Annotated in this window: 27 protein-coding genes and 1 pseudogene; 7 read left to right on the top strand and 21 right to left on the bottom strand. The window is 68.3% G+C overall.

Annotation, left to right across the window (positions count from 1 at the left end):
• Window positions 1–120: 120 nt before the first annotated feature.
• Entirely contained in the window at window positions 121–1,104 is a 984-nt protein-coding gene (locus AC5Y31_RS02620) for a bifunctional riboflavin kinase/FAD synthetase (protein ID WP_499977783.1), read from the bottom strand.
• Between the two features lie 24 nt (window positions 1,105–1,128).
• On the opposite strand from AC5Y31_RS02620, the gene mntR reads away from it, so the two are divergent.
• A complete protein-coding gene (gene mntR, locus AC5Y31_RS02615; RefSeq protein WP_499977782.1) occupies window positions 1,129–1,818 on the top strand; it encodes a manganese-binding transcriptional regulator MntR in 690 nt (229 codons plus the stop codon).
• A gap of 9 nt (window positions 1,819–1,827) precedes the next feature.
• Here mntR and AC5Y31_RS02610 read toward each other — a convergent pair.
• Window positions 1,828–2,714 (bottom strand): annotated as a pseudogene (locus tag AC5Y31_RS02610) (metal-dependent hydrolase).
• A gap of 76 nt (window positions 2,715–2,790) precedes the next feature.
• Window positions 2,791–3,831, bottom strand: a complete 1,041-nt coding sequence (locus AC5Y31_RS02605) for an AraC family transcriptional regulator (protein WP_499977780.1) — start codon at window positions 3,829–3,831, stop codon at window positions 2,791–2,793.
• A gap of 39 nt (window positions 3,832–3,870) precedes the next feature.
• Here AC5Y31_RS02605 and AC5Y31_RS02600 point away from each other — a divergent pair, with 39 nt between their 5' ends.
• The gene (locus tag AC5Y31_RS02600) at window positions 3,871–4,302 is read left to right on the top strand and encodes a type II toxin-antitoxin system Rv0910 family toxin (protein ID WP_499977779.1); all 432 of its coding nucleotides are present in this window, start codon (window positions 3,871–3,873) and stop codon (window positions 4,300–4,302) included.
• A gap of 18 nt (window positions 4,303–4,320) precedes the next feature.
• Here AC5Y31_RS02600 and AC5Y31_RS02595 read toward each other — a convergent pair whose 3' ends face one another.
• The 9 genes from AC5Y31_RS02595 to pptH all read right to left on the bottom strand — a co-directional run bounded on the left by AC5Y31_RS02595 (window position 4,321) and on the right by pptH (window position 12,450).
• Window positions 4,321–5,565 (bottom strand): acyl-CoA dehydrogenase family protein, encoded by a 1,245-nt coding sequence (locus tag AC5Y31_RS02595; RefSeq protein ID WP_499977777.1) that lies wholly within the window; start codon window positions 5,563–5,565, stop codon window positions 4,321–4,323.
• A gap of 17 nt (window positions 5,566–5,582) precedes the next feature.
• Window positions 5,583–6,452 carry an SDR family oxidoreductase gene (locus AC5Y31_RS02590; protein ID WP_499977774.1) on the bottom strand — a complete coding sequence of 290 codons (870 nt, stop codon included), beginning with the start codon at window positions 6,450–6,452 and terminating at the stop codon, window positions 5,583–5,585.
• A 9-nt stretch (window positions 6,453–6,461) separates the two neighbouring features.
• Window positions 6,462–7,331, bottom strand: coding sequence for a MaoC/PaaZ C-terminal domain-containing protein (locus AC5Y31_RS02585; protein WP_499977773.1), 870 nt, complete (start codon window positions 7,329–7,331; stop codon window positions 6,462–6,464).
• 11 nt (window positions 7,332–7,342) lie between these two features.
• Window positions 7,343–7,795, bottom strand: a complete 453-nt coding sequence (locus AC5Y31_RS02580) for a type II toxin-antitoxin system Rv0910 family toxin (protein ID WP_065026383.1) — start codon at window positions 7,793–7,795, stop codon at window positions 7,343–7,345.
• Window positions 7,796–7,810: 15 nt separating this feature from the next.
• Complete coding sequence (locus AC5Y31_RS02575; protein ID WP_499977770.1) at window positions 7,811–9,016, bottom strand: lipid-transfer protein; 1,206 nt, start codon at window positions 9,014–9,016, stop codon at window positions 7,811–7,813.
• Window positions 9,017–9,131: 115 nt separating this feature from the next.
• Complete coding sequence (locus AC5Y31_RS02570; protein WP_065026381.1) at window positions 9,132–9,767, bottom strand: TetR/AcrR family transcriptional regulator; 636 nt, start codon at window positions 9,765–9,767, stop codon at window positions 9,132–9,134.
• Between the two features lie 162 nt (window positions 9,768–9,929).
• Window positions 9,930–10,820 (bottom strand): tRNA pseudouridine(55) synthase TruB, encoded by an 891-nt coding sequence (gene truB, locus AC5Y31_RS02565; protein ID WP_499977766.1) that lies wholly within the window; start codon window positions 10,818–10,820, stop codon window positions 9,930–9,932.
• Window positions 10,817–11,488 (bottom strand): 4'-phosphopantetheinyl transferase PptT, encoded by a 672-nt coding sequence (pptT, locus tag AC5Y31_RS02560; RefSeq protein WP_065026380.1) that lies wholly within the window; start codon window positions 11,486–11,488, stop codon window positions 10,817–10,819. Before pptT ends, truB begins: the two co-directional genes overlap by 4 nt.
• Window positions 11,485–12,450, bottom strand: coding sequence for an ACP phosphodiesterase PptH (gene pptH / locus AC5Y31_RS02555; protein ID WP_065026379.1), 966 nt, complete (start codon window positions 12,448–12,450; stop codon window positions 11,485–11,487). Before pptH ends, pptT begins: the two co-directional genes overlap by 4 nt.
• A 115-nt stretch (window positions 12,451–12,565) precedes the next feature.
• On the opposite strand from pptH, the gene AC5Y31_RS02550 reads away from it, so the two are divergent.
• Complete coding sequence (locus AC5Y31_RS02550) at window positions 12,566–13,147, top strand: DUF3558 domain-containing protein (protein ID WP_065026378.1); 582 nt, start codon at window positions 12,566–12,568, stop codon at window positions 13,145–13,147.
• A gap of 7 nt (window positions 13,148–13,154) precedes the next feature.
• Entirely contained in the window at window positions 13,155–14,789 is a 1,635-nt protein-coding gene (locus AC5Y31_RS02545) for a CocE/NonD family hydrolase (protein ID WP_499977764.1), read from the top strand.
• On the opposite strand, the gene AC5Y31_RS02540 is transcribed toward AC5Y31_RS02545, so the two are convergent.
• Window positions 14,742–15,518 (bottom strand): DUF5642 family protein, encoded by a 777-nt coding sequence (locus AC5Y31_RS02540; protein WP_499977763.1) that lies wholly within the window; start codon window positions 15,516–15,518, stop codon window positions 14,742–14,744. The genes AC5Y31_RS02545 and AC5Y31_RS02540 overlap by 48 nt on opposite strands.
• Window positions 15,473–15,775 (bottom strand): hypothetical protein, encoded by a 303-nt coding sequence (locus AC5Y31_RS02535; protein ID WP_301634993.1) that lies wholly within the window; start codon window positions 15,773–15,775, stop codon window positions 15,473–15,475. The genes AC5Y31_RS02540 and AC5Y31_RS02535 overlap by 46 nt, the downstream gene beginning before the upstream one ends.
• A 408-nt stretch (window positions 15,776–16,183) precedes the next feature.
• Between AC5Y31_RS02535 and AC5Y31_RS02530 the strand changes: the two genes are divergently transcribed.
• Together AC5Y31_RS02530 and AC5Y31_RS02525 are read left to right on the top strand one after the other, a co-directional pair.
• Window positions 16,184–16,495 (top strand): hypothetical protein, encoded by a 312-nt coding sequence (locus AC5Y31_RS02530; protein WP_499977761.1) that lies wholly within the window; start codon window positions 16,184–16,186, stop codon window positions 16,493–16,495.
• A 22-nt stretch (window positions 16,496–16,517) separates the two neighbouring features.
• Entirely contained in the window at window positions 16,518–17,273 is a 756-nt protein-coding gene (locus AC5Y31_RS02525) for an enoyl-CoA hydratase (protein WP_499977759.1), read from the top strand.
• Between the two features lie 60 nt (window positions 17,274–17,333).
• Here AC5Y31_RS02525 and AC5Y31_RS02520 read toward each other — a convergent pair whose 3' ends face one another.
• Window positions 17,334–19,073, bottom strand: a complete 1,740-nt coding sequence (locus tag AC5Y31_RS02520) for a hypothetical protein (protein ID WP_499977757.1) — start codon at window positions 19,071–19,073, stop codon at window positions 17,334–17,336.
• Between the two features lie 300 nt (window positions 19,074–19,373).
• Window positions 19,374–19,934, bottom strand: coding sequence for a DUF1802 family protein (locus AC5Y31_RS02515; protein WP_499977756.1), 561 nt, complete (start codon window positions 19,932–19,934; stop codon window positions 19,374–19,376).
• Between the two features lie 43 nt (window positions 19,935–19,977).
• Here AC5Y31_RS02515 and AC5Y31_RS02510 point away from each other — a divergent pair, with 43 nt between their 5' ends.
• Window positions 19,978–20,751 carry an enoyl-CoA hydratase gene (locus AC5Y31_RS02510; protein ID WP_499977754.1) on the top strand — a complete coding sequence of 258 codons (774 nt, stop codon included), beginning with the start codon at window positions 19,978–19,980 and terminating at the stop codon, window positions 20,749–20,751.
• On the opposite strand, the gene AC5Y31_RS02505 is transcribed toward AC5Y31_RS02510, so the two are convergent.
• From AC5Y31_RS02505 to infB, 5 genes are read right to left on the bottom strand one after another with little or no spacing between them, the layout of a single operon-like run.
• A complete protein-coding gene (locus AC5Y31_RS02505) occupies window positions 20,748–21,308 on the bottom strand; it encodes a sugar O-acetyltransferase (protein ID WP_499977752.1) in 561 nt (186 codons plus the stop codon). The genes AC5Y31_RS02510 and AC5Y31_RS02505 overlap by 4 nt on opposite strands.
• An 11-nt stretch (window positions 21,309–21,319) precedes the next feature.
• Complete coding sequence (locus AC5Y31_RS02500; RefSeq protein WP_499978114.1) at window positions 21,320–22,639, bottom strand: MATE family efflux transporter; 1,320 nt, start codon at window positions 22,637–22,639, stop codon at window positions 21,320–21,322.
• Between the two features lie 16 nt (window positions 22,640–22,655).
• A complete protein-coding gene (locus AC5Y31_RS02495) occupies window positions 22,656–23,660 on the bottom strand; it encodes a DHH family phosphoesterase (RefSeq protein ID WP_499977750.1) in 1,005 nt (334 codons plus the stop codon).
• Window positions 23,641–24,120 (bottom strand): 30S ribosome-binding factor RbfA, encoded by a 480-nt coding sequence (gene rbfA, locus AC5Y31_RS02490; RefSeq protein WP_065026368.1) that lies wholly within the window; start codon window positions 24,118–24,120, stop codon window positions 23,641–23,643. Before rbfA ends, AC5Y31_RS02495 begins: the two co-directional genes overlap by 20 nt.
• 2 nt (window positions 24,121–24,122) lie before the next feature.
• Window positions 24,123–26,858: a translation initiation factor IF-2 gene (infB, locus tag AC5Y31_RS02485; protein ID WP_499977748.1), complete on the bottom strand. Its 2,736-nt coding sequence runs from the start codon at window positions 26,856–26,858 to the stop codon at window positions 24,123–24,125.
• Window positions 26,859–26,880 lie beyond the last annotated feature (22 nt).

Raw genomic sequence — 26,880 nt, 5'->3', positions numbered from 1 at the left:
CATCAATCGGTCCCGCGAATGTCATTACGGCGGCCACCGCGGACTGCAGCACACCGAGCGGGGAGTCTAGCAGCGCCGGGGCGGCCCAGACCAATCCCGGCCCGATCCAGGCCCGATCAGTCAGTCTTCGGCCAGTAGAGCGCGGGTCTTGTCCACGTCGGTGTTCATCACCGCCACCAGATCCGCCACCGAGTCGAACTTCTCCTGGCCCCGGATCCGGCTGACGAAATCGACGGCGACCCGCTGGCCGTACAGGTCGGCGGTTTGGTCCAGTACGAACGCCTCGACGGTGCGGGCCCGCCCGGAGAAGGTCGGGTTGGTGCCGACCGACACCGCCGCCCGGCAGCGCTGACCGGCGATGACGGTGCCGGGCACCGGGCCGTGCCCCAGCACGGTGAACCACGCCGCATACACGCCGTCGGCCGGAATGGCCGCATACGCCGACGGCGCCACGTTGGCGGTCGGGAAGCCCAGGTCCTTCCCGCGGCCATCCCCACGCACCACCAGTCCCTCGACCCGGTGCGGCCGGCCCAGGGCCTCGGCTGCGGCGACGACGTCGCCGGCGTCCACGCAGGACCGGATGTAGGTCGAGGAGAAGGTGACCGACTGGGCCGGGTCGGTGTCGGCGCGCTCGGCCACCAGCGACACCGACTGCACCCCGAAACCGAACTGCTCACCGGCGCGGCGCAGCGTCTCGACGTTGCCCGCCGCCTTGCGGCCGAAGGTGAAGTTCTCCCCCACCACCACGTCCACCACGTGCAGGTGCTCGACCAGAAGTTCGTGGATGTAGCGGTCCGGGGGGAGTTTCATGAAGTCGGAGGTGAACGGGATCACCAGGAAGACATCCACGCCGGCTTCTTCGACGAGCTCGGCGCGGCGCGCCAACGTGGTGAGCTGCGCGGGATGGTTGCCCGGATAGACCACTTCCATCGGGTGCGGGTCGAAGGTCATCAGCACCGTCGGCACACCACGGGCCTTACCGGCCTTGACCGCATGGGCGATCAGTTCGGCATGGCCGCGGTGCACACCGTCGAACACGCCGATGGTGAGCACGCACCTGCCCCAGTCTGTGGGGATCTCGTCCTGCCCCCGCCACCGCTGCACATCAGCAAGCCTAAACTGTGTGCCGTGAGCCCTTGGGAGCAGTCGGACGGGCTGACTAGCGTCGCCCAGGACTACCTGAAGGTCATCTGGACCGCGCAGGAATGGTCACCCGACAAGGTCAGCACCAAGATGCTGGCGGAGAAGATCGGTGTATCAGCCAGCACCGCATCGGAATCGATCCGCAAACTCGCCGAAGCCGGCTTGGTGGACCACGAGAAGTACGGCGCGGTCACCCTCACCGACGAGGGACGCCGCGCGGCGCTGGCCATGGTGCGCCGGCACCGGTTGATCGAGACGTTTCTGGTGCGCGAACTGGGCTACAGCTGGGACGAGGTGCACGACGAGGCCGAGGTGCTCGAGCACGCGGTCTCCGATGCGCTGGTGGACCGCATCGACGCCAAACTGGGATTTCCGCAGCGCGACCCGCACGGCGACCCGATCCCGGCGGCCGACGGGCAGGTGCCCACCCCACCGGCCCGGCAGTTGTGGGAGTGCGCCGACGGCGACTCCGGCACGGTGGCCCGGATCTCCGATGCCGACCCGGAGATGCTGCGCTACTTCGACGGGGTGGGCATCAGCCTCGATGCCCGCGTCCAGGTGCTGACCCGCCGCGAGTTCGCCGGGATCATCTCGGTGGCTCTGGAGTCGCCCGCCGGCGAGCAGGCGACCATAGACTTGGGAAGCCCTGCGGCACAGGCGATCTGGGTGGTGTGATCAGCCGGATCACCTCAGGTGGCCGACGAGCTGTCCTTGCTCTCCGAAAAGCTTGTGACGCCATGCGGCTTCCAGCTCCGTGGTGTCGATCTGGGCCGGGTGGAATCCGGGCTTTTTGAACGGGCTCATCGCGGAGTAGAAGCCCGTCCACATCGGCGTGCGCAGCATCTGCACGGTCTCCCGCAGGATCCGGATCGGGTGCCGGCGCCCCTCGCGGTCGGTGGTGGCGATCGAGAGCCAGGCGAACAGCACCAGGATCGGGATGCCACAGTTCTGCGCGAACCGCATCCATCGGATGCGCGTCGATTCCGGCACGCCGACAGCCCGATACACGTCGAAGGCGACCGACTTGTGTTCCAGTTCTTCCAACGCATGCCAGTTGAGCAGGTTGCGAATCTCGGGGTCGTACATCATCGCCTGAATCTCGGGGCTTTTGAGGATGTTCTCCGCCCACACCGCGGTGAAGTGCTCGGCGGCCACGGTGAAGCCGAGGAAGAAGTGCCGGAGCCGGGGCAGCCGATCCGGGCTCGGATACTGCTTGTCGAGGAACTTCTCCATCCGCTCGGTGCTCTCCAGCAGGTATTCGAACCACGCGGTGGGATACCCATCGCGGTGAGCTGCTCGTTGAGCTCGCGGTGCCCGCGCCCGTGAGTTTTCTCCTGCCCGATGAATCCGGCCACCCGCTTGCGCAGGGCCGGGTCGGCGATCTGGTCTTGGTAGCGGCGTACCGACCGCACGAAGATCTCTTCGCCCGGCGGGAAGATCGCCGACAGTATCGCGATCAGGTGGCTGAACACCATGTTGTCGTCAGCGAAGTACTTGTCGGTGTCGGCCGCGCCGAACTCGAAGCTCATCCGGCGCACCGCCGGGTATGCCACGTCGTGAGATGCAGTCATGGTCTCACTCTGACCGGGCGGGCCGATCGATGTAATGCGCGAACCGGACAGCTATTTGACCTATTCGGACACCACGTCACGGCTTGCGGCGGTGCCGGCTCGGCGGCGTGCCGGTCCACCGGCCGAACGCCCGGGTGAATGCGGCGGTCTCGGAGTAGCCGAGCTGGCGGGCGGTCTCCTCGACGGTGAGCCCGGATTCGAGCAGCGCCGCCGCCAGCGTCACCCGGACCTCGTCGACCAGGGCACGGTAGCTGGTGTGCTCGGCGGCCAGCCGGCGATGCAGGGTCCGTTCGGCGATGCAGAGCTCGGCGGCGATGTCGGCCATCGACGGCAGCCGGCCCGGGTCGCGGACCAGGCGGGTACGCACCAGCGCGGCCATCCCGCGCCGCTGGCGCCGCGCCGTCAACAGCTCTTCGCACTGCTGTACGCAGACCTGCGCGGTCACGGCATCGGCGGCCGGCATCGCCTGCGCCAGCACCTCGTTGGGGATCGTGATGGCGCTGCGGGATGACGACGTGTCGACCTCGATAGCCAGCCCGGCGAAGTCGAGACGGCCCTGGGGCACCTCGATCCCGGGCACCTCGACCCGGATCGGCACGGCCGATTCCAGTTGGCCGATCAGCAACGGCGCCAGGTTGATCAGCGCGTAGAGGTCGCGTTCGAGCATGAACTGCCGCACGTCGGCGGGCACCTGGCTGTCGTCGAACTCGATGACGGTGCCGGTGTCGGTGTCGCAGCGGGTGATCCGAAGGAAACTCGATGACAGCGTCGCGAAGCGGCAGGCGACGTTGACCGCGTCACCCCAGGTCGGACTGGCCAACAGCGCATAGCCGAGGATGCCCATGTTGGCGAAGTTGTACCGGACACCCACATCGCGGGCGAACTCCCGCGGGTCGGCAAGGCGGGCAAGGATATTACGCAAGATCGCCAGTTCCTGGCCGGCCTGAACCTCGGTGGCGCTGTCGTCGATGTCGGCCACCGCCACACCGGTGCCGGCCAGGCAGTCGGCCACGGCCACCCCGTGCAGGCCTGCCGCTTCGATCAGATGCCTGCTGGTCGCCACCGGTCGCGGGACATCCCAGTGCGCCCCCTGGGCGGGAGCTTCGGCGGCCACCACGGCGTCCGAAGGTATCAAGTCGGCGTCTAGCATCGGTGGATGGCCAAACTCGAACTGTCCCGCGAGCTGTCACTGCCGCCCGAGCAAGCCTGGGCCCACGCGTCCAACCTCAGTGAACTCGGGGACTGGCTGTCGATGCACCAGGGCTGGCGCTGCGAGTTGCCCGGCGAGCTCGCCGTCGGAACGACGCTGGTCGGGGTCGCCGGGGCCAAGGGCATGCGCAACCGGGTCACCTGGACGGTCCGCAAGTTCGATCCGCCGGCGCTGCTGGAACTCACCGGTGCCGGGGTGGGCGGCACCAAATACGGTCTGTCACTGGCGATCTCCGCGGCCGGCGCGGGCTCGCGTTTCACGCTGCGGCTGGACATGGGCGGCCGGCCGCTGTTCGGACCGATCGGGGCGGCTGCCGCTCGCGCCGTCAAGGGCGACATCGAGAGTTCGATCAAGCGATTCGAAACGCTGTACACCTGAGCCCCCGGATCACGCGAATCAGCCGCTCAGCAGGCCCTTGGCGATGTGGGTGACCTGAACCTCGTTGCTTCCGGCGTAGATCATCAGCGACTTGGCGTCGCGGGCCAATTGCTCGACCCGGTATTCGGCCATGTAGCCGTTGCCGCCGAACAGTTGCACCGCGTCCATCGCCACCTCGGTGGCCGCCTCCGAGGAGTACAGCTTCATCGCCGACGCCTCGGCCAGCGACGGGATCTTGCCGGCCCGCACTTTCTCCAGCGTCGAAAACACCATGTTCTGCACGTTGATCCGGGCCACCTCCATTTTGGCGAGCTTGAGCTGGATCAACTGGAACGCACCGATGTTCTGCCCCCACAGCGTGCGGGTCTTGGCGTAATCGACGCACAGCCGGTGACATTCGTCGATGATGCCCAGCGACATCAGCGCCACGCCCGCGCGTTCGGCGACGAAATTGGCCCGGGCGCTTTCCCGCCCGTCGCCACCGGTGTGCTGCTCGGTCTCCCCGAGCAACCGGTCGCCGGTGATGCGCACGTTGTCGAAGAACAACTCACCGGTCGGTGAGGACATCATGCCCATCTTCTTGAACGGCTTGCCCTGGGTCAGTCCCGGCATCCCGGCGTCGAGCACGAAGGTCAGCACCGGACGATCCCGCCGATCGGCACCCGAGCCGTCGTCCAGCTTGGCGTAGACGATCAGCACATCGGCGAAGGGGCCGTTGGTGATGAACGTCTTCTGCCCGTTGAGGATGTAGTCGGTTCCATCGCGTTTGACGTACGTCTTCATCCCGCCGAAGGCATCCGAGCCGGCGTCCGGCTCGGTGATGGCCCAGCATGCGATCTTGTCCAGCGTCATCAGATCGGGCAGCCAGCGCTCCTTCTGCGCCAGGGTGCCGCGGCTGGCGATGGTGGCCGCCCCCAATCCCAGGCTGACGCCGACGGTGCTGAGCAGCCCGATGCTGACCCCGGACAGCTCCGCGACCATCACCGCCGCCATGGATAGCTGGCCGCCCAAATCGCCCAGGCCGCCGGATGACTCGCGGTCGGCCGCCGGTGCGTCTGTTGCGGCGCGCTGCTTTTCCAGCATGTTCTTGACCGTTTCGCCGGCCAGCACGTCCAGGCCGAACTCGCTGAACAATTTGCGGGCGATCGGATACGGCGACAGCTCACCGCTTTCCAGCGCATCCAGGTGCGGGCGGATCTCTTTGTCGATGAACCCCCGCACCGTGTCGCGCATGATCAGGTCGGTGTCGGACCACTCGAACATCGGTGTTCTCCCAAGGATCAGTGCGGCAGCCGTGCCGCGATGTCGTCGATCTGCCAGATGCCGTCGGTCTCGATGGTCTCGACGTCGTGCCAGCCGGCCAGCCGCGAGATGGCGCCGCCCTGCACCGCGTACACCGTGCCGGTGACCGGACACTTGTCGGTGGCCAGATAGGCCACCAATGGGGAGATATTGGCCGGGCTGAACAGGTCCAGCTCCCCGTCCTCGGGTTCGGCCATCAGCGCACCCATACCGGGGGTGGCCAAGGTCAGGCGGGTGCGGGCGATCGGGGCGATGGCGTTGACCCGCACCCCGTAGCGGTCCAGTTCTTCGGCAGCGATCAGGGTCAGCGCGGCGATGCCCGCCTTGGCCGCGCCGTAGTTCGCCTGACCGGGATTGGGCAGTGTGACTCCGGACCCGGAGGCGGTGTTGATCACGGCGGCATTGGGCTGGTCACCGGCCTTGGACTGCGCCTTCCAGTACGCCGCGGCGTGATGCAGCATCGCGAAATGCCCCTTGAGGTGCACCGCGATCACGGCATCCCACTGTGACTCCTCCATGCCGGGAATGAAAGAGTCCCGCAGAATTCCGGCGTTGTTGACCAGCACATCCAGCCGGCCGAACTCGTCGATCGCCCGCTCGACAACGCCTTTCGCGCACGACCAATCGGCGACGTTGTCGGTGTTGGCCACCGCCCGCCCGCCGGAGGCCACGATCTCCTCGACCACCTGCGCAGCGGTGGTGGTGTCGGCGCCCTCTCCGGCGTTGCTCCCGCCCAGGTCGTTGACCACCACTGCGGCCCCTTCGGCGGCGAACAGCAGGGCGTGTTCGCGCCCGATCCCGCGTCCGGCGCCGGTGATCACCGCGACCCGGCCTTCCAATGCGCCCATCAAAGTCTCCTAGCTGTCGGTGATGACGGCGAAGCCGTCGGTGATCGCCATTTCGTCGGCGCCTACCCGCGCGGTCTCGAACGCGTATGTCGTTGCGCCCTCGGTCGAATCGGCCTTCCAGATCCGGGTCTCCAAGTCGTCGCCGGGCAGCACCATCTTGGAGAACCGCACCGCGAGCCGCCGCAGGCGCGTGACGTCGGAGTCGGCGACCTCGGTGAGCACCGCCCAGGAGGCGAACGCCATGGTGCACAGCCCATGGGCGATGATGCCCGGCAAGCCGGCCGACTTGGCGACGTCCTCATCGAGGTGGATCGGCATCGGATCACCGGATGCCGGGGCGTAGCGGAACGTCTGGTCGGTGTCGACGTGGCCGACGACCTTGCCGATCGGAGCCCGCTGCCGCAGTGCGTCATCGAACTTGTGCCCGGGTCCCAGTTCGCCGATCCGTTTGCCCGCATTGTGTCCGCGGAAGAAACAGGTCACGTATTGCTCGTTGACCAGTTCGCCTTCCTCGGTGCGGCATTCGAGCAGAATCGCCGCGCGGGTGCCCTTCTCCAGTCCTTCGTAGCCGATCATCTTGCCGCGGGAGACCAGCTTGTCTCCCGGTCGGATGGGCCGGTGGAAATGGAAGTCCTGCTCGCCGTGCACCACCCGCGGGATCAGCTCGACCGGTGCCACCTCGACAGCGGGAACCAGCAGCGACTCGAACACCGGCACGATCCCAAACACGGGCGGTGCGAGGTCGCCGCTGCGGTGCGCGGCGATCGGATCGTTGGTCGCTTCGGCGTACTCGACGATCCGCTCCCGGGTGACTTCGAAGCGGTCCTCGTCACTCCACTTGTCCAGCCCGGCATCGTCGAATGCCAGATCGTCAGACATCCCAGGCCGCCTCAGACCGCCGACGCGGCCAGCGCCTCGAGCTGCGCGAGGGTCTTGTCGAGTTGTTTGGCGCCGTCCTTTTCGACCGCCTTGCCCAGCGCACCCTTGATCAGCGCACCCTCGAAATCGCCGGCGACACTGAACTGCGCACCGTCTCCGGACGGTGTCACCGAGAACTCGAACCGGCATTTAACCCCGGCCATCCCGGTCCCGGACAGGGTCAGACTGCTTCCGGCACTCCCCTTTTCGGAGACCTTATCGACCGTCCACTCGATCTTGTTGGCCATGCCGAGCATGACGATCTTGGCGGTCAACGTCGCACCCGGTGTCAGCGTGGCGGGCGGCTCGGCGAGCCACTTTTCGTGAATGGTGAACCACTTGTCCCAGCTGGACAGATCGCAGACGGTGTTCCACAGTGCTTCCGGGCCGACCGCCAGTTGTTTGGTGGCCTCGATGTGTCCCATGCTTTCTCCTTCGATTCAGCGCTCGGCGCGCTGGTAGGCGGTGACCACGGCGGCGCCGCCGAGCCCGATGTTGTGCTGCAGGGCGGCGGTGACACCGTCGACCTGTCGTTTGTCGGCGGTGCCCCGCAGTTGCCAGGTCAGCTCGGAGCACTGCGCCAAACCGGTGGCACCCAGCGGGTGGCCCTTGGAGATCAGCCCCCCGGAGGGGTTGACCACCCAGCGACCGCCGTAGGTGGTGTCGCCGTTGTCGATCAGCTTGGGGGCTTCGCCTTCAGGGCAGAGGCCCAGCGCCTCATAGAGCAGCAGCTCGTTGGCCGAGAAGCAGTCGTGCAGCTCGATGACCTGAAAGTCTTGCGGCCCGAGCCCGGACTGGTCATAGACCCGTTGGGCGGCTTGCACATTCATGTCATAGCCGATCAGGTTCTTGGCGGTGCCGTCGAAGGTGGAGGCGAAGTCGGTGGTCATCGCCTGCCCGACGATCTCGACGGCCTGCCCGGCCAGTCCGTGCTTATCGACGAACGCCTCACTGGCCAGGATCGCCGCCCCCGAGCCGTCCGAGGTCGGCGAGCACTGCAGCTTGGTCAGCGGGTCATAGATCATCCGGGAACCCAGGATGTCGTCGAGGGTGTACTCGTCCTGGAACTGGGCATAGGGGTTGTTCACCGAATGCTTGTGGTTCTTGTAACCGATCTTGGCGAAATGCTCGGCGGTGGAACCGTATTGCTTGATGTGTTCGCGGCCGGCGGCGCCGAACATCCACGGCGCCACCGGAAACAGCACCTCGGAGATCTCGGCCAGCGCCAGCACATGCTTTTCCATCGGCTGGGCACGGTCGTCGTAGGTGGACTCCAGCGAGCCGGGCTTCATCTTCTCGAAGCCCAGCGCGATGGTGCAGTCGGCCAGCCCGCCCCGGATCGCCTGGGCGGCGAGATAGAGCGCGGTCGAACCGGTCGAACAGTTGTTGTTGACATTGACGACCGGGATCCCGGTCAGCCCCAGCTCGTACAGCGCCCGCTGCCCGGAGGTGGACTCACCGTAGACGTAACCGACGTAGCCCTGCTCCACTTCGCGATAGTCGATCCCGGCATCGGCCAGCGCCTTGGTGCCGGATTCGCGGGCCATGTCCGGGTAGTCCCACGCCGACCCGTCGTCGTTGTGGCGCCGGCCCGGCTTCTCGAACTTCGTCATCCCGACGCCGATCACATACACCTTGTTCGCCATGGTTCTCCTCCGCATCCACCAGGTGGCTAGAAACATACAGACCTGATTGCATCTTTACAAGAGGGTGCAGAGACGCCCGGAACGGCCTGCGCAGCGACTCGCCGGCCCGGTGCGATCAGTCGGCTTGCGGGAAGACGCCGGCGGCGACCTGGCGCAAGTGCACACAGGCCCGCTCCCAGCGCCGCCGGGCACGTTGCGGATCGTCGTCGATGAAGCTTGACACCAGGATGCCCCGCAACGCATCCATCGCGGTGTAGACGACGTTGCGGATCTCCTTCTGGGCGGGATGCCCGGGCATCAACTGGGCGATCGCCGCGATGAGGGTGCCGTTGACGACGGGTTCCACTCGTTCGATGTGCCGGGCCAGCATCCGGTCTGTGCGGGCGGCCACCCAAAGTTCCACGGTCGCAATGAACATCGGCCCCTGATGGGATTCCCAGAGGAAATCCAGGGCTGTCGTGACGGGATCGGGGATCGAGTCGACCTGACCGAGTTCGCGGATGGCGGCCTGGGTGCGCTGCTGCGCCAGGTGTTCCACCGCGGCCACGACAAGGTCTTCTTTCGACCGGAAGTGGTGGACCTGGGCGCCTCGGGTGACACCGGCCAGTTCGGCGATGCGCGGTGTGGTGGTGCCGGCGTAACCGTAGGTCACCAGGCAGTCGATGGTGGCATCGAGCAACCGGACCCGCATCGCGGCACTGCGCTGCGCTTGGGTGCGCCGCCCGCGCTGCTCGTCGACACCGGTCGCCATCTCGCTCCCCTTCCCGCCATCAGCCGCTCAACGATACCTGCGGCAGCGGCGCGAGGCGGAGTTACGTTCATATTGGCAGGTTTGTCTGATGCAGCCGCTTCCCGAGGGCGCACGGGCCCGGGCGCAGCTGGCCCGGTTCGTGCAGCAGGTCGTCGAGACGGTTTAAAGCGTTGCCGGGCGAATGACGACCACCGATCTGGTCCGCCGCCCGGAATCCTCCAGCAGCGCGATCACCCGCCCATTCGGGGCGGTAGCCGCATAGACGCCGTCGAGGCCCGCGGGCGCCAGCGGCCGGCCGTGGCTGGCGTCGAGTGACTCGTCGGCGGTCAGGCCGCGGCGCGGAAAGGTTTGCAGGCAGGCCTCATCCAGGCTGTAGCTCAGCCGCGGGGCGTCTCCCAGCTCCTCCAGGGTGCGGGCTTGATCCAGGCCGAAGCTGCCGGCCCGGGTACGCCGCAGCGCGGTCAAGTGCCCGCCCACCCCCAGCTCGCCGCCGAGATCGCGGGCCAGCGCCCGGATGTAGGTACCCGCCGAACAATCCACCTCGACGTCCAGATCGACGAACTGCCCGGTGCGGCGCACCGCGAGGACTTCGAAGCGATCGATGCGCACCGGGCGGGCCGGCAGTTCGACGGCGCGACCCTCCCGGGCCAGCTGGTAGGAGCGCTTGCCGGCGACTTTGATCGCGCTGACCGCCGAGGGCACCTGCAAGATATCCCCACGCAGGTCCGAAACCGCGTCGACGATCTGGGAGTCGGCGAGGTGCGTGGCTGAAACAGTCTGCAGCACTTCGCCGTCGGCATCCTCGGTGGAGGTGGTCTGACCCAGCCGGATGGTGGCGGCATAGGACTTCACCGACGTGGTGAGCAGGCCGAGAATCTTGGTGGCTCGTTCGATGCCGATCACCAGCACGCCGGTGGCCATCGGGTCCAGGGTGCCGGCGTGGCCGACCTTGCGGGTGGAGAAGAATCGGCGGCACCGCGAAACCACGTCGTGGCTGGTGATTCCGGCCGGCTTGTCGACGATCACCAAGCCGGGCTGCACCGGTGTGCTCACAGCACGATCGCCGTCAGCACCAGCCCGTTCGTCACCGACCACCGGCCACGCAGCTCGGTCAGTGGCGGCCCGGCCAGGGCTGCGGGGTCGATCAGGATGCGAGACACGAATGCCCCGGACGCCTCGCCGGTCACAGTGAAACTGATGTGGGCGTCCTCGAAGCCCAGCCACCTCCTGGTCAGCGGAAACCAGGCCTTGTAGGTGGCTTCCTTGGCGCAGAACAGGATCCGGTCCCAGTGCTGACCGTCTGACAGCGCGGCCAGCTCGGCGCGCTCGGCCGGCAGGCTGACCGCGTTCAGCACGCCGTCGGGCAGCACGTCGTGCGGCTCGGCGTCGATGCCTACCGACCGCACGTCAGCGCTGCGACCCACCACCGCGCCGCGGAAACCCGCGCAATGGGTCAGGCTGCCGACTACGCCGTCGGGCCAGGACGGTTCGCCCTTCTCCCCTTTGAGGATCGGCACCGGCGGCTGGCCCAGCTCCTCGAGCGCAAGCCGAGCGCAGTAGCGCGCCGTGACGAACTCGTTGCGGCGCTTGGCGACCGAACGCGCCACCAGCGGCTCTTCCTCGGGCAGCGGGGCCAACCCGGGTGGGTCGTCGTAGCGTTCGGCCCACGCCAGCGAATGCCCCGGCACCGGATCCAGCACCGTGTCCAGCAGCTTGCTCATCGGGACTGCCGCTGCCGCAGGCGTTCCCGGAACTGTGCGCTGGCCGCACGCATCTCGTCGGTGATGGCGAAGTGGCCACCGAACTCGTTGAGATAGCCGGGCGGGTACTGCGGGTCGGGCAGTACCTGCCGCAGCCAGCGGTGCGGCGGGCGTCGCTTCCACTCCCGCGGGTAGCCCACCGAGACCTCTTCGAAGCGCACCCCGTCATAGAAGGTGGTGCGCGGGATGTGCAGATGGCCGTAGACCGAACAGGTGGCGTTGTAGCGGGTGTGCCAGTCGGCGGTCTCGGTGGTGCCGCACCACAGCGAGAACTCCGGATAGAACAGCGCGTCGCAGGGCTCGCGCACCATCGGGAAGTGGTTGACCAATACGGTCGGCGTCATCCAGTCCAGGTCTTCGAGTCGCTTGCGGGTGACGGCCACCCGGTCACGGCACCATGCGTCGCGGGTGCCGTACGGCTCGGGCGACAACAAGAACTCGTCGGTGCACACCACGTTGTTCTCCCGGGCGAGCGCCAGACCCGCGGCCTTGCTGGTCGCCCCGGCGGGCAGGAACGTGTAGTCGTACAGCAGGAACATCGGCACGATCGTGGCCGGGCCGCCCTCCTCGGTCCAGACCGGGAAGGGGTGCTCGGGGGTGATGACGCCCATCTGGTCGCACATGTCGACCAGGTAGTCATAGCGGGAGCGCCCGAAGATCTGCATCGGGTCCTTGGTCGTGGTCCACAGCTCGTGGTTGCCGGGCACCCAGATCACCTTGGCGAAGCGCTTGCGCAACAGGTCCAGCGACCAACGGATCTCATCGGTGCGTTCGGCGACATCACCCGCGACGATCAGCCAGTCGTCACCGGTGGCCGGATGCAGCGACTCGGTGACCGGCTTGTTGCCCATGTGGCCGGTGTGTAGGTCGGAGATCGCCCACAGGGTCGGGCCGTGCGAGGCCGTCGGCTCACGGGTGGTCACGGGGTTCGAGCCTAACGGGTCCGGCGAACTGAAACGTGTTCTCGCCTTCGTGGGAGTGGCCGGGGCCACAACTTGTACACTCCCGGCAGAACACCGGGCGGAAGCGAGGAGTGTCATGCTCACCAAACTGCGGCTGATCACCGCGGTCAGCGCGCTGGTGATGGCCGTCGTCATGGTGGGGCAGCAATCCCCTCCCGGCAGCGTCTCGGGCGAGGGCGGGGTGCAGCTGCGCTCCACCGCGATGCCGCTGGCGCCACCGCCCACCTCGAGCAAACCGGTCAACCTCACCAACCCGCGGCCGTTCGACGCCTGCGAGGACATCCCCTTCGACGTCATCGCCCAACTGGGGCTGGCGTTCACCCCGCCCAAGCCGGTCGAGGGGGTGCGCTGCGAGTTCGATGCCGGCAATTACCAAATGGCCGTCGAGACGTTCGTGTGGCGCAGCTACGACGAGACGTTGCCGGCCGACGCGATCGAGATGAACATCGGCGGGCACCGTGCGGCGCAGTACTGGGTGATGAAGCCCACCGAGTGGAACAACCGCTGGTGGTACTCGTGCATGGTGGCGTTCAAGACCAGCTACGGCGTGATCCAGCAGTCGCTGTACTACTCGCCGGTCTACTCCAGCCCGGACGTGGACTGCCCCACCGAGAACCTGATGCGCGCCCACCAGCTGGCGCCGCACTACAAATACTGATCCCTTGGTGAAGACTGCCCCGCGCCTCGCCGATGTCGTATTGAACCGGGCGCTACGTCGGCTGCCCGCGCCCACCACCGGCTACACCGTGCGCCGGGAGCGCATCGAAATGCGCGACGGTGTCGCCCTGACGGCCGACCACTACCAACCGACCGGCGAGGTGGGCGGCACCCTGCTGGTTCGCTGCCCGTACGGCCGAGGCTTTCCGTTCGCGCTGGTGTTCGGGCGGATGTACGCCGCCCGCGGCTACCGGGTGATCCTGCAGAGTGTCCGCGGCACCTTCGGGTCAGCGGGCGTGTTCGAGCCCATGGTCAACGAGGCCGCCGACGGCGCAGACACCGTGGCGTGGCTGCGCACCCAGCCGTGGTTCACCGGTTCGTTCGGCACCATCGGGCTGTCGTATCTCGGCTTCACCCAGTGGGCATTGCTGGCCGATCCGCCACCGGAGCTGGCGGCCTCGGTCATCACCGTCGGGCCGCACGATCTCTACCAGTCCACCTGGGGCGCCGGGTCGTTCGCGCTCAATGACTTCCTGGGCTGGAGCCACTTGATGGCCCACCAGGAAGACCGCCCGCGGATCCGGGCCGGTGTCCACCAGCTGACCGCCCAGCGCAAGGTGAAGCGCGCCGCGGCCGGCTGGCCGTTGGGTGCGGCCGGCCGGAAACTGCTGGGCGACGGCTCGGCCTGGTATGAGTCGTGGGTCGAACACCCCGACGCCGACGACCCGTTCTGGGATGTGCTGCGCCACCCCGCGGCGCTGGAGCAGTCACGGGTTCCGGTGCTGCTGCTCGGCGGCTGGCAAGACCTGTTCCTGGATCAAACGCTGGCCCAGTACCGGGCGTTGCGCGACCGGGGCGCCGAGGTCGCGATGACCATCGGGCCCTGGACGCACAACCAGATGCTGACCGCCGGCCTGGGATTGGTCACCGCCGAGTCTTTGCAGTGGCTGGACACCCATCTGCGCGGCTCGACCACGACGCCGCGGCCGAGCCGGGTCCGGATCTTCACGGCCGGTCGGGGCTGGGAAGACCGGTCGGATTGGGCGCCGGCCGACGCCGCGTGCCCCTGGTATCTGCAGCCCGGTGGCACACTCGCGGCCACCGCACCGGATGCGGCCGCCCCGCCGGCCACTTTCCGCTTCGATCCCCGCGATCCGCCCCCGACGATCGGCGGGCGACTGCTGTCCGCAGCCGGCGGTTACCGCAACGACAGCCGGCTGCACCGGCGCGCCGACATGCTCAGCTTCACCAGCGCCGCGTTGACCGAAGACTTGGACGTGTGCGGTGTCCCGGTGCTGGAGCTGGACCACAGCTCCGACACCGGCCACGTCGACCTGTTCGTCCGGGTCAGCGAGCTCGACGCGCGCGGCCGCTCGGTCAATGTCACCGACGGCTACCGACGGCTGCGGCAGCACACCGGGCCGGTGCGCATCGAGTTGGACGCCCTGGCGCGCCGTTTCCCCGCCGGCTCCCGGATCCGGGTGCTGATCGGCGGCGGAAACCACCCCCGCTACGCGGCGAACCCGGGCACCGGTGAAGCGCCGATCAGCGCCACGCGGGTGCAACCGGCGACACACACGCTGCGTTTCGGCCGATCACGACTGCTGCTGCCCGCGGACCGCGGCGACGGCCTTGACCAGTAGGTCCGACATCAGCCGCTGCGGATCCAACTGGGCGTCCGCACTGCCCATCACGACGATCGACGTTCGGTCGTCGAGTGCCGCGGTGTACAGGTAGTCGGGATCTTCCTGGGGATCCTCGACGGTCAGCTTGGCCCCGGTTGTGGTGGCACCGGCGATGCCGGGTCCCGGAAGGCGCTCGACGGTCCCGGTCGCCTGCGGCGAGCCGGACAGCGAGATCCGATCGCAGCCTGCCGGATCATCCCCGGCCGCAACCGGGTTCGGTGACCGCAGGGCAACGACGTACATGTTGCCCTGATCCCCCTGGGCGATCACACCGGCGGCTTGGGTGCCCACCGTCGGATCGGCATACCGCGGGATGACCACCGAACGGCACTGCGGCGGATCGACCCGGGCGTCGGTGAACGCGGCGACACCCGACCCGGCGATGTCCTGCTCCCCCAGCGTCTTGGCCGGGTGCGCCGCCGCGGTGAAGCCCGCTGGAAAGTCGTCCTTGACGGCGTCCACCCGCGAGATGTCATACCGCGCCGCTTGTTCGGCAGCGGCCGGTCGCGGGGTAGCCGAATCCGGCTCGGCGCTGGGGCCGCACCCGGCGAGGGCTGCCCCCGCGCCGAGTGCCGCCACCACCGCCAGCCCGCGGCGGCCAACAGCGCGCCGCCCGCGGTCAGGTTCCGGCTTGGCCGCGGTCACCACCACCACCACCAGTGGTGCCAGAAGTGGTGATGGTGCCACCAGTGATGGCCCCACCATTGAGGCATCGGCCCGGCGTGCCAGTCGCCGGCCAGCGTCGTGGGGCCGACAGATTGCAGCTGGCCGCCGAGCACAGCCGGAGCGTCGGCCATCTGGACCGTCGCCGGCGGTGACGCCGAGAACCCCTCCGGGGCGGCCTGCGCCGAGCCCGCAGCACCGGCCAACAGCGCGCCGGCGAACATGCCGACGCCGATCGCTCCGGCCGCCACGCGGCGGCGCGAATTCAGTGAAATCGACATCAGATCCTCCTTCATTCCTGGCCTGTGGTCAATTCTCTGCGATATTCGGATGCTAGCACCGTGACCGCGTCTCAAACAGGGAGGCAGTAAATGTTTTTCCGCCTTGCATATAATTGGGCATCCGAGCCGAAAACCGTTACGATTGAGCGGCCATAGCAGGTCAACAAGTATGTACTGACGTACTGAAGCACTGATTCACGAGCTTCCTTATTTCCTGAAAATATGACGTGATCAGTGCCGCACAAATGTCTTATATAGGCGAATCAGAATAATTCCGGCAGGGATATCGAAGTCCGTTGGCCGCATCAAATAGGAAACGTCGAGTTGATCCGCTCCGCGACGCCCAGTCAGCTACCGGGCTACGCTGGCGGCAGGTAGTGAGGCCCCACCGCAACCGAAGGTCACCCAATGAGCGCTGCCAACGACCCACTCGATAAGCGCAGTGTCGGCGTTCAGCGAACAGCCGACTGGGGCCCGGCCCGTGAGCCGGGCATGAAGCCCACCGAACCGATCCCGCTCCGTCAGACCCGGACGCGCCGAACCGTCGACTTGTCACCGGCCCAGCACCGTGCGCTCGACCTCTGGCAGCGCGACGCCACCGACCGGGTGGGTTGCGCCCGCATCACCGGGCAGGAGGTCATGACCGCCCTGATCGACCAACTGCTCTGCGACCCGGACTTGTCCGCACAAATCATCCGCACCCTTCGGTCCCGGCGCTAAGGCCGCGGCCTACGGTGGTGCGGTGACCGATGACATCCTGCTGGTCGGAACCGAGGACCGGATCCGCACCCTGACCCTCAACCGCCCACAAGCCCGCAATGCGCTGTCGACTGCGTTGCGTGACGCCACCTTCACCGCACTGGCCGAGGCCGATGCCGATGCCGATGTCGACGTGGTGATCCTCACCGGCGCCGACCCGGTGTTCTGCGCCGGACTGGACCTCAAGGAGTTCAGCGATTCAGCTGCGCTGCCGGATATCTCACCGAAGTGGCCGGCGCTGACCAAGCCGGTGATCGGCGCGATCAACGGTGCCGCGGTGACGGGCGGTCTGGAGTTGGCGTTGTACTGCGACATCCTGATCGCCTCGGAACAGGCTCGGTTCGCCGACACCCATGCCCGAGTCGGGCTGATGCCAACCTGGGGTATGAGCGTGCGACTGCCGCAACGGGTCGGCGTGGGCTTGGCCCGCCGGATGAGCCTGACCGGTGATTACCTGTCGGCGGCCGATGCGCTGCGAGCAGGCCTGGTCACCGAGGTGGTGCCGCACGCCGAACTGCTGCCCGCGGCGCGCGCTGCGGCTGCGGCGATCGTCGGCAACAACCAGGCCGCGGTGCGGGCGCTGCTGGCCTCCTATCACCGCATCGACGAGTCGCAGACCGCCACCGCGTTGTGGATGGAGGCGACCGCGGCCAAACAGTGGATGAACCGGGTCAGCGGCGATGATGTCGCCGCCAACCGCCAGGCCGTGCTGGAACGCGGTCGCGCCCAACTGCATTGAGAAAAGCACCGTCCCGGGCGGCAGGTGCGCCGCCCGGGACGGGTGCGTGAGCAGAACCCGCTACCAACCCAGGAACGCGTCGCCCGGGTCCAGCAGCGCGGAGGCGTCGAAGCCGCCGAACAGCGAGCTCAGATCGAAGTCCCCGAACGGCGTCACAAAGGTGTCCGTAACCGTGGCCACGGCGCCGTCCAAGCCGGGGATCGCGGTGTAGATGTTGACGAAGCCGCCACCGAGGTTGAACACGTCATACACCGAACCGATCGCCGGCAGATTCACCGCGTCGACACCGTCGGCGGGAGTGACCTCACCGACGACGAACGACGTGTTGGTCAGGCCCAGCAGCTGCGTCACAGTCTCCTGGGCGTTCACAGTGCCCAGCAGCTCGGCGTTGGCACCCGTGCCGTTGTAGATGTTGAAGTCCTGCGGCGCGATCGGGAGCCCGAACCACATGCCGCCGAGCGGAAGACCGGGGGTGCCACCGCCGATGTTCAGCAGCGGCGGCGAACCGATGGTCTGATAGACCGGACCGTAGCCTTCGACCGTGTCGGCACCGGATCCGGTGAACGGGTCGAAGGTGGTGCTACCGATCGCGAAGGCCTGCTCGCCGCCGGCGACCGTGCCCGCCTGCAGCCCGGTGAACGCGGCACCCGGGTCCAGCGAGGTCCCGGTGCCCATGTCGCTGAACAGCGAGCTCAGGTCCATGCTGCCCCAGGGCGTCACGAACGTGTCGGTGACGGTGCCGCCCTCGCCCGGGGTGGCGATATAGACGTTGGCGAAACCGCCGCCGAAGTTGAACGCGTCGTACACCGTGCCCACCGTCGGCAGGCCGTCGCCGGTGTCCGAAGTGTCGGTGACGACGAGCTGGGTGTTGGTCAGCCCCAACAGGTTGGTGACATCCACCGAGGTGTTGATGGTACCGATTTTGGTGGCGTCGTCGCCGGTACCGCTGTAGACGTCGAAGTCCTGCGAGGCGAGGCCGTTGCCGTGGTGGCTGGGGTCACCTATCGATGCGCCGCCGATGGAAAGGAAGGGAGCGACACCGCCGAGTGCGGAAATCGGAGCGAAGCCCTCCCCCACGTTGACATCGTTGCCGTCGACGAGGAACGGGTCCAGCGTCAGCCCGCCAATGGCGAAGGCAGCCTCGCCACCCCCGGAAGCCCCGGCCTGCAGCGCCGCGAACGCATCGCCCGGTTGCAGCGGCGCCGAGGCATCGATGCCGGCGAACAGCGAGCTCAGGTCCATGCTCCCGAACGGCGTCACGAAGGTGTCGGTGATGGTGGCGTTGGCACCGTCGGCTCCCGGGACGGCGGTGTAGATGTTGGCGAAGCCGCCGCCGAAGTTGAAGACGTCATAGACCGCCCCCTCGGTGGGCAGGTCCGCCGCGGACGCGCCATCGGCGGCGGTCACGTCGGTGACGGTGAATTCGGTGTTGGTGAAGCCGGCGAGGTTGGTCACCACCACGCTGGAGTTGATGCTGCCCAGCTCGGTGCCGTCGGCGTTGTACACCGCAAAATCCTGCGGAGCGGTCGTAGTACCCAGAACGTTCCCGCCGCCCAGCGTCAGTAGCGGCGGCGCGCTGGTCAGCGGGTGAACCAGGGAAAAACCTTCGACATCAGCGCCTGTGAAGTTGCTGAACGGGTCGAAGGTGTAGCCGCCGATCGTGAAGGCGTCAGCACCGCCAGCGCTGGGGCCGGCGACCTCGTTGGCGTCCGCGAGCGCGAGAGCCGCCTGCAGAAACGCCGCGGTCAGCAGTCCGCCTCCGGCTGCTAGACCTGCGGTAATCAACCGATGATTCATCATTCCGTATCTCCTAGTTCCGTGCGTTATCCGAGATGAGTGCCCACGCCGCCCCAGCGACGTCATGTGGCAGCCCTAACAACCAGCGGTATGTTACCGTTGAGTAACCTGAATGTATAGATAGGCTCGCGAAAAACTTTTCGTTTTTCTGATGACTGTTCGAAAACGGTAATGCTGTTCACTTGGGTGGACCTGACCGCCACCCGGGCCCACAGCTCGGGCATCGCCTACGTCGACTTGTTCGTCCCGATTGACGCGGTCGTCACACGCGGCCGGTCGGTGAATGTCACCGATGGCTACCCGCTAGCCCACCGCAGCGCGGACCCGGGCCGCCACTTTCCCCAGCGTCCGGTCGTCATACACCGGCGCGGACTGTTTGCGGGGTATCGGGACCTGCAGCCAGCTTTTGCAGCCGGCGTAGGCGGGGGCCCGGGTCAGCCAGACCGGCTCCACCAGCGGCACCGCCTGCACGACCAGCACGGCCAGCCGATGTTTCGGCCGAAAGTCCAGCCGGTCGGCCCGCACCGATTCACCTGTCCAGATATGCAGATCTTCGATGGCGGCGAGCCCGTCGGGACGGTTGACCGCCAGTGCCGCGACGACCCTGGCCGCCGCGCGCACCAACACCCGGTCATCTTCACAATCGGCGGCGGCCGCGCAGAGCAGGTCACGGTGTTCGGGCCGTACCCGCTCAGCGTGGCTGTGCGCGATCGTCGGGAACAGCAGGAAGTCGTCGGCGGCCACGGCAAAGCGTTTTTCGTGAATTCCGCCCTTGCGCAACAGGATCGACTGCCGCCCGGCCAGCAGCGCATGCACCACCGCGCTCCACTCCTTGAGTGCGGGAGTACTCGCAGCGGCGCACATGCCCTCCACGATAGGTAGTTGCGCGCCCGGCTACGGTGAAGCGGTGAGCGACGACATCCTGCTGGTTCGGACCGAGGGCCGCATCCGCACCCTGACCCTCAACCGCCCGCAGTCCCGCAATGCGCTGTCCCGGGCGTTGTGCGATGCCACATTCAACGCGCTGGCCGAGGCCGACACCGACGACGACGTCGACGTGGTGATCCTCACCGGCGCCGATCCGGTGTTCTGCGCCGGTGTCGACCTCAAGGAACTCAGCGCATCCACCACACAGCTCGGCGATTCTCCACAATGGCCGACGCTGAGCAAGCCGGTTATCGGTGCGATCAACGGCGCCGCGGTGACGGGTGGGCTGGAACTGGCGCTGTCCTGCGACATCCTGATCGCCTCCGAGCAGGCCCGCTTCGCCGACACCCACACAAGGGTCGGGATCCTGCCCGGCTGGGGTCTCACCGTACGGCTCCCCCAACGTGTCGGGGTGGGCCTGGCCCGCCGGATGAGCCTGACCGGTGACTACCTGTCGGCGGCCGACGCGTTGCGGGCCGGCCTGGTCACCGAGGTGGTGCCGCACGCCGATTTGCTGCCGGCCGCCCGGAAGACCGCTGCGGCGATCGTCGGCAACAACCAGGACGCGGTGCGGGCCCTGCTGGGCACCTATCACCGCATCGATGAAGCGCAGACAGCGGCCGGGTTGTGGATCGAGGCGGAGGCATCGCGGCGGTGGTTGCGCCAGGTGAGCGGCGCCGATGTCGCCGCCAACCGGGAGGCCGTACTGAATCGCGGTCGCGCGCAAGTGGGTGAGACGCGGACAATCGGCTAGCCGAGTGACCGGATGACCCGGCAGGGGTTGCCTGCCGCGAGCACCCCGGCCGGGAGGTCCCGGGTCACCACGCTGCCGGCGCCGACGACCGTGTCGGCTCCGATCGACACGCCGGGACAGACGATGACACCCGTTGCCAGCCAGGCGTTATCGCCGATGGTGATCGGCGCCGCCGACTCCCAGCCGGCGCGGCGGGCCTCGATGTCGTCGATCGGGTGCAGGGCGGTAACCAGTTGGGCGCGGGGGCCGATCGACACGTGGTCGCCGATGGTGATCGGCGCGCAGTCGAGCAGGACGGCGTCGTAGTTGATGAAACAGTTCGCGCCGATGCCGATATGTTTGCCGTAGTCGCAACAGAATCGGGGCTCAATGACCGAACCCGCCCCGAATGATCCGAGCAGCTGCCCCAGCAGGTCGCGGCGCCGGTCGTCATCGTCGGGCGCGGTGTCGTTGAACGCGGCAACCAAACGCCGGCAGGCTCGGCGGTCCGCGACCAAGTCGGGATCATCGGGCAAATACCGCTGCCCGCGGAGCATCCGATCCCGCTGACCGCTCATGCCGGCTGATCCTACTGGCGGGCGGTCTGCGCCCATCGCCCCGAGAGCGCGCGCCACCCGACGAACACCAGCCGCAGCGCGATGAACGTGGTCAGGCCCGACCAGATGCCAGCCAGTCCCCAGTCCAGGATCAGCGCCAGCCAGGTCAGCGGTAGGAAGCCGGCCAGCGCGCTGATCACCGTGGCGGTGCGCATAAACGCCGCATCGCCGGCGCCCAGCAGGACCCCGTCGAGAGCGAAAACGATTCCGGCAAGCGGCAATTGGGCGACCAGGAACCACCACGGCACCCCGACTGCGGCCAGCACCGCGGCATCGCTGGTGAATAGTCCGGGTAGCGCACCGGCACCGGCGGCCAGCAGCGCGGCCAGCACCACCGCGGCCACCGTGGAGAACACCGTCACCCGGGCCGCCACCGACTTGGCGTGACCGGCGTGGCCGGCACCCAGTGCGGCTCCGACCAGCGCTTGCGCGGCAATGGCCAGCGAATCGAGCACCAACGCCAAAAACGTCCACAGCTGCAGCACGATCTGATGCGCGGCCAGCGCTGCGGCCCCGAATCGCGCCGCGACCGCGGCCGCCGAGACGAAGCAGGCCTGAAAGGCCAGCGAGCGCACGATCAGGTCACGGCCCATCACCAGTTGCGCCCGTAGCACCGCCGGGTCGGGCCGCAGCGGGACCCGCTCGCAGTGCAGTGCGCGCAGGAACAGCAGCGCCGCCAGCCATTGACCGGCGCAGTTGGCCACCGCCGAGCCGGCCAGTCCCCAGTGCGGCATACCCAGTGCCCCGAACACCAGCAGCGGGCACAGCAGGGCCGAAAGCGCAAATCCGGCAACGACATAGCGCGGCGGACGTACGGTGTCCTGCACACCGCGCAGCCAGCCGTTGCCGGCCAGCGACACCAGGATCGCCGGAGCGCCGAAGATCGCGATCCGCAGCCAAGGTAGCGCGGCCTGCGCGATGTCGTCATGGCCGGCGACGGCCGACACCAGTGGCACCGCTGCGGCCTGCACCCCGATGACGATCAGTGCGCCCAGGCCCAACGCCAGCCAGGTCGCCTGCACCCCTTCGGCGACCGCGGCGGCGCGGTCGCCGGCACCGAAGTGCCGCGCCGAGCGCGCCGTCGTTCCGTAGGACAAGAAGGTGGCCTGCGAGGCGACCAGGCCCAGAATCAGCCCGCCGATCGCCAGCCCGGCCAGCCCCTGGGCGCCGAGCCGGCCGACGACCGCGGTGTCGAACAGCAGATAGAGCGGTTCGGCGGCGAGCACCACCAGCGCCGGCAGCGCCAGCGCCACGATCCGGCGGGCCCCGGCCGACTCAACGGCGTCGGGCATGTCCGTCATGGGCGGATCAAGCCAGCGCGGCGACCAGGGCAGCGACCACGTCGTCCGCGCCGCCGGTGACCGAATAGCCGGCGGCCAGCCGATGTCCCCCGCCGCCGAACGACACCGCCACCGCGCTGAGGTCCACCGCCGACTTGGCCCGCATCGACACCGCCCAGCAGCCCGGCTCGACCTCCTTGAACACCGCCGCCACCTCGGCCTGCTCGGTGGTGCGCACGATGTCGACGATGCTCTCCACCTCTTCGGGCCGCGCGGCGCTGCACTCGGCGTAGTCGACGACGGCATAGACCAGCCCGCGACCATGCGCGGCATCCGCCAGCAGTTGCGCATCGGCCAGCACCCGCGAGAGCATCGTCAGCCAGCCGAACGGATGGGTGTCCATCACGGTGCGGGTGATCGTCGCGTTGTCCACGCCGACGCCGACCAGCCGCGCCGCCAGCCGGTAGGCGCGGGCACTGGCCCATCGGAATGAGCCGGTATCGGTGACCAGCCCGGCATACAGGCAGTGCGCCACGTCTTCGTCGATCGGTTCGCCCCATGCGTCGATCAGATCTGCCACCATCATGGTCGTCGAATCCGCTGACGGGTCAACGTAATTCGCCGTTCCGAACAGCTGATTCGACACATGGTGGTCGATCACCAGCAATTCAGAACCGGCGGCGGCCAGCTCTTGGAGCGCCCCGAGCCGATCAGCGCTCGAGACGTCGACGGTCACCACGAGATCGACCTCGCGGCTTATCGTCTCGGGGCTGACCAGCAACTCGCCGCCCGGCAGCGACCGCAGCGACTGCGGCAGCTCGGCGGGGCAAGCCGGGCGGGCGAAACTGACCTGGACCGCCTTGCCGCACCGGCGCAAGACCATCGCGAGTGCCAGCCCGGCACCGATGGTGTCGGCGTCGGGATGCACATGGCAGATCACCGCCAGCGTGCCTGCAGCCGCCAGCAGCTCCACGGCACCGGCGGCGTCGACGCGCCGACCCGGCGGCAGCGGATCAGGCGCGCGATCGCTCACCGTCACCGCTGTCTTCGGCGCCCGGCTGCGCCGGCGCCTCCCGGTAGGGGTTGGGGTCCCCGACCGGCTGCTTGCCCTCCCGGATGCGGGCCAGGTCGGCGTCGGCCGCCTGGGCCGCCGCCAGCAGCTCCGACATCCGGTGGGCGACGTCGGGCACGGTGTCGCGGACGAACGTCAGGGTCGGGGTGAACCGCACCCCGGTGCCGGCGCCGACCTTGGACCGCAGCACGCCCGTGGCGCCCTCCAGTGCGGCGGCAGCGCCGCCATAGTCGGGATCCTCGTCCAGAGAGCGGCCCAGCACCGTGTAATACAGCGTGGCGTCGTGCAGGTCGGCGGTCACCTTGGCATCGGTGATCGTGACTCCGGCCAGCCGCGGATCCTTGATCTCGTACTCGATCGCCGACGCGACGATCGTGGAGATCCGCTTGGCCAGCCGGCGCGCGCGTGCCGGGTCAGCCATGGCTAGGTCCGTGCCTTCTCTACGAGCTCGTAGGTCTCGATGATGTCGCCTTCCTTGATGTCGCTGTAGGTCAGCGTCAGACCACATTCGTAGCCGTCGCGGACCTCGGTGACATCGTCCTTCTCCCGGCGCAGCGAGGAGACCGTGAGGTTCTCGGCGACCACCACGGAATCGCGCAGCAGCCGCGCCTTGGCGTTGCGGCGCATGATGCCGGAGGTGACCAGGCAACCCGCGATGTTGCCGACCTTCGAGGACCGGAACATGGCGCGAATCTCGGCGCGGCCCAGTTCCTTCTCCTCGAAGATGGGCTTGAGCATGCCCTTGAGAGCCTTCTCGATCTCGTCGATGGCCTGGTAGATGATCGAGTAGTAGCGGATCTCCACGCCTTCGCGGTTGGCCAGCTCGGTGGCCTTGCCCTCGGCACGCACATTGAAGCCGATGATGATCGCGTCCGAGGCCGACGCCAGGTTGACGTTGGTCTCGGTGATGCCACCGACACCGCGGTCGATCACCCGCAGTGCCACCTCGTCGTCGATCTGGATACCCATCAGGGCCTCTTCCAGCGCCTCGACGGTACCGGCGTTGTCGCCCTTGAGGATCAGGTTCAGCTGGCTGGTTTCCTTCAGCGCCGAGTCCAGGTCCTCCAGCGAGATCCGCTTGCGCGACCGCGCTGCCAGGGCGTTGCGCTTGCGCGCGTTGCGTTTGTCGGCGATCTGGCGGGCGATCCGGTCCTCGTCGACGACGAGCAGGTTGTCGCCGGCGCCGGGAACCGAGGTGAAGCCGACGACCTGCACGGGCCGCGACGGCAGCGCCTCTTCGACGTCGTCGCCGTGCTCGTCGACCATCCGCCGCACCCGGCCGTAGGCGTCACCGGCGACGATCGAGTCGCCGACCCGCAGCGTGCCGCGCTGAATCAGCACGGTGGCCACCGGGCCGCGGCCGCGGTCGAGGTGCGCCTCGATCGCCACACCCTGAGCCTCCATGTCGGGGTTGGCCCGCAGGTCCAGGGCGGCGTCGGCGGTCAGCAGCACCGCCTCCTCCAGGGCCGCGATGTTGGTGCCCTGCTTGGCCGAGATGTCGACGAACATCGTGTCGCCACCGAATTCCTCTGGCACCAGGCCGTATTCGGTGAGCTGGCCGCGGATCTTCTGCGGGTCAGCGCCTTCCTTGTCGATCTTGTTGACCGCCACCACGATCGGCACGTCGGCGGCCTGGGCGTGGTTGATCGCCTCCACCGTCTGCGGCATCACGCCATCGTCGGCGGCCACCACCAGGATCGCGATGTCGGTGGCCTTGGCACCGCGGGCACGCATGGCGGTGAACGCCTCGTGACCGGGGGTGTCGATGAAGGTGATCAGCCGCTCGGAGCCGTCGAAGTCGACGCCCACCTGGTAGGCGCCGATGTGCTGGGTGATGCCGCCGGCCTCGCCCTCGCGCACGTTGGCCTTGCGGATGGTGTCCAGCAGGCGGGTCTTGCCGTGGTCGACGTGACCCATCACGGTCACCACCGGCGGGCGGCTCTGCAGGTCCTCCTCGTCGCCGGTGTCCTCGCCGTAGGAGAGGTCGAACGACTCCAGCAGCTCGCGGTCCTCGTCCTCGGGCGAGACCACCTGCACGACGAAGTTCATCTCGCTGCCGAGCAACTCCAGGGTCTCGTCGCCGACCGACTGGGTCGCGGTGACCATCTCACCGAGGTTGAACAGCGCCTGCACCAGCGCGGCCGGGTTGGCGTCGATCTTCTCGGCGAAGTCGGACAGCGACGCGCCGCGGGCCAACCGGATCGTCTCGCCGTTGCCGTGCGGCAACCGCACACCACCGACGACCGGTGCCTGCATGTTCTCGTATTCGGCGCGTTTCGCCCGCTTCGACTTGCGTCCGCGCTTGGGCGCGCCGCCCGGACGGCCGAACGCGCCGGCCGCGCCACCGCGCTGGCCGGGACGACCACCGCCGCCGGGGCGACCCCGAAAGCCGCCGGCGCCGGCGCCGGCGGGGGCACCGCCACCGCCGCCGGGACCGCCACCGCGGTAGTTACCGCCGGGACCGCCGCCGGGACCACCGGGACGGCCGCCGGGAGCGCCCGGACGACCACCGCCGCCGGGCCGCGGCGGGCCGCCGGGACGGGGGCGGCCCTGCGCGCCGAAGTTACTGGTGCGGCCGGGCATGTTGCCCGGTGTCGCGCCGCCGCCGGGACGCGGCATGCCGGGCCGGGGTGCCCCCGGCCGGGGTGCCTGGGGATGCGGACGCGGGATGGCGCGTTCCACCGGCTGCGCCGACGAGAACGGGTTGTTGCCCACGCGCGGTGTCCGGGCGCCGGGCTTGGGACCCGGTGCTGCCGGACGGGGGCCGGGAGCAGCGGGCGACGGGCCGGGCTGCGCCGGCGCAGGCGGCGGCGCTGCGGGCACCGGGGCCGCGGCGGCCGGAGCGGCCGGAGCCGACGGCTGGGCCACAGGGGCCGCAGGGGCTTCGGCCTTGACGGCCGGGTTGTCAGCGGCTGCGGCCGGCGTGGGAGCCGGCGCGGCCGGAGCGGCCGATTTGGCGGGCGCCGCCGGCGCGGGCGCCTCGCTCTTGGCTGCGGGTTTGCCGCCGCCGAACGACTCGCGCAGCCGCCGCGCGACGGGGGCTTCCACGGTCGAGGACGCCGACTTGACGAATTCGCCCTGTTCGCTCAGACGAGCGAGGACTTCCTTGCTGGTGACACCGAGTTCCTTGGCCAACTCGTGTACGCGGGCCTTTGCCACTACTTCTCCTGTCTATGAGGCG

The organism is Mycobacterium sp. NGS18 (assembly GCF_059813185.1).
The sequence above is the reverse complement of the archived record's forward strand: the minus strand, read 5'-3'. Positions and strand labels throughout refer to the sequence as shown.

Excerpts from the sequence above, each read along its gene's own strand:
- AC5Y31_RS02515 (WP_499977756.1), bottom strand. The coding sequence starts at position 19,934 with ATGTGCGCCGCTGCGAGTACTCCCGCACTCAAGGAGTGGAGCGCGGTG.
- AC5Y31_RS02580 (WP_065026383.1), bottom strand. The coding sequence starts at position 7,795 with ATGGGACACATCGAGGCCACCAAACAACTGGCGGTCGGCCCGGAAGCA.
- AC5Y31_RS02505 (WP_499977752.1), bottom strand. The coding sequence starts at position 21,308 with ATGAGCGGTCAGCGGGATCGGATGCTCCGCGGGCAGCGGTATTTGCCC.
- rbfA (WP_065026368.1), bottom strand. The coding sequence starts at position 24,120 with ATGGCTGACCCGGCACGCGCGCGCCGGCTGGCCAAGCGGATCTCCACG.
- AC5Y31_RS02600 (WP_499977779.1), top strand. The coding sequence starts at position 3,871 with ATGGCCAAACTCGAACTGTCCCGCGAGCTGTCACTGCCGCCCGAGCAA.
- AC5Y31_RS02530 (WP_499977761.1), top strand. The coding sequence starts at position 16,184 with ATGAGCGCTGCCAACGACCCACTCGATAAGCGCAGTGTCGGCGTTCAG.
- AC5Y31_RS02595 (WP_499977777.1), bottom strand. The coding sequence starts at position 5,565 with ATGTTCGAGTGGTCCGACACCGACCTGATCATGCGCGACACGGTGCGG.
- AC5Y31_RS02590 (WP_499977774.1), bottom strand. The coding sequence starts at position 6,452 with ATGGGCGCATTGGAAGGCCGGGTCGCGGTGATCACCGGCGCCGGACGC.
- AC5Y31_RS02575 (WP_499977770.1), bottom strand. The coding sequence starts at position 9,016 with ATGGCGAACAAGGTGTATGTGATCGGCGTCGGGATGACGAAGTTCGAG.
- AC5Y31_RS02570 (WP_065026381.1), bottom strand. The coding sequence starts at position 9,767 with ATGGCGACCGGTGTCGACGAGCAGCGCGGGCGGCGCACCCAAGCGCAG.
- AC5Y31_RS02520 (WP_499977757.1), bottom strand. The coding sequence starts at position 19,073 with ATGATGAATCATCGGTTGATTACCGCAGGTCTAGCAGCCGGAGGCGGA.
- AC5Y31_RS02500 (WP_499978114.1), bottom strand. The coding sequence starts at position 22,639 with ATGCCCGACGCCGTTGAGTCGGCCGGGGCCCGCCGGATCGTGGCGCTG.
- pptT (WP_065026380.1), bottom strand. The coding sequence starts at position 11,488 with ATGAGCAAGCTGCTGGACACGGTGCTGGATCCGGTGCCGGGGCATTCG.
- AC5Y31_RS02585 (WP_499977773.1), bottom strand. The coding sequence starts at position 7,331 with ATGTCTGACGATCTGGCATTCGACGATGCCGGGCTGGACAAGTGGAGT.
- AC5Y31_RS02535 (WP_301634993.1), bottom strand. The coding sequence starts at position 15,775 with ATGTCGATTTCACTGAATTCGCGCCGCCGCGTGGCGGCCGGAGCGATC.
- AC5Y31_RS02550 (WP_065026378.1), top strand. The coding sequence starts at position 12,566 with ATGCTCACCAAACTGCGGCTGATCACCGCGGTCAGCGCGCTGGTGATG.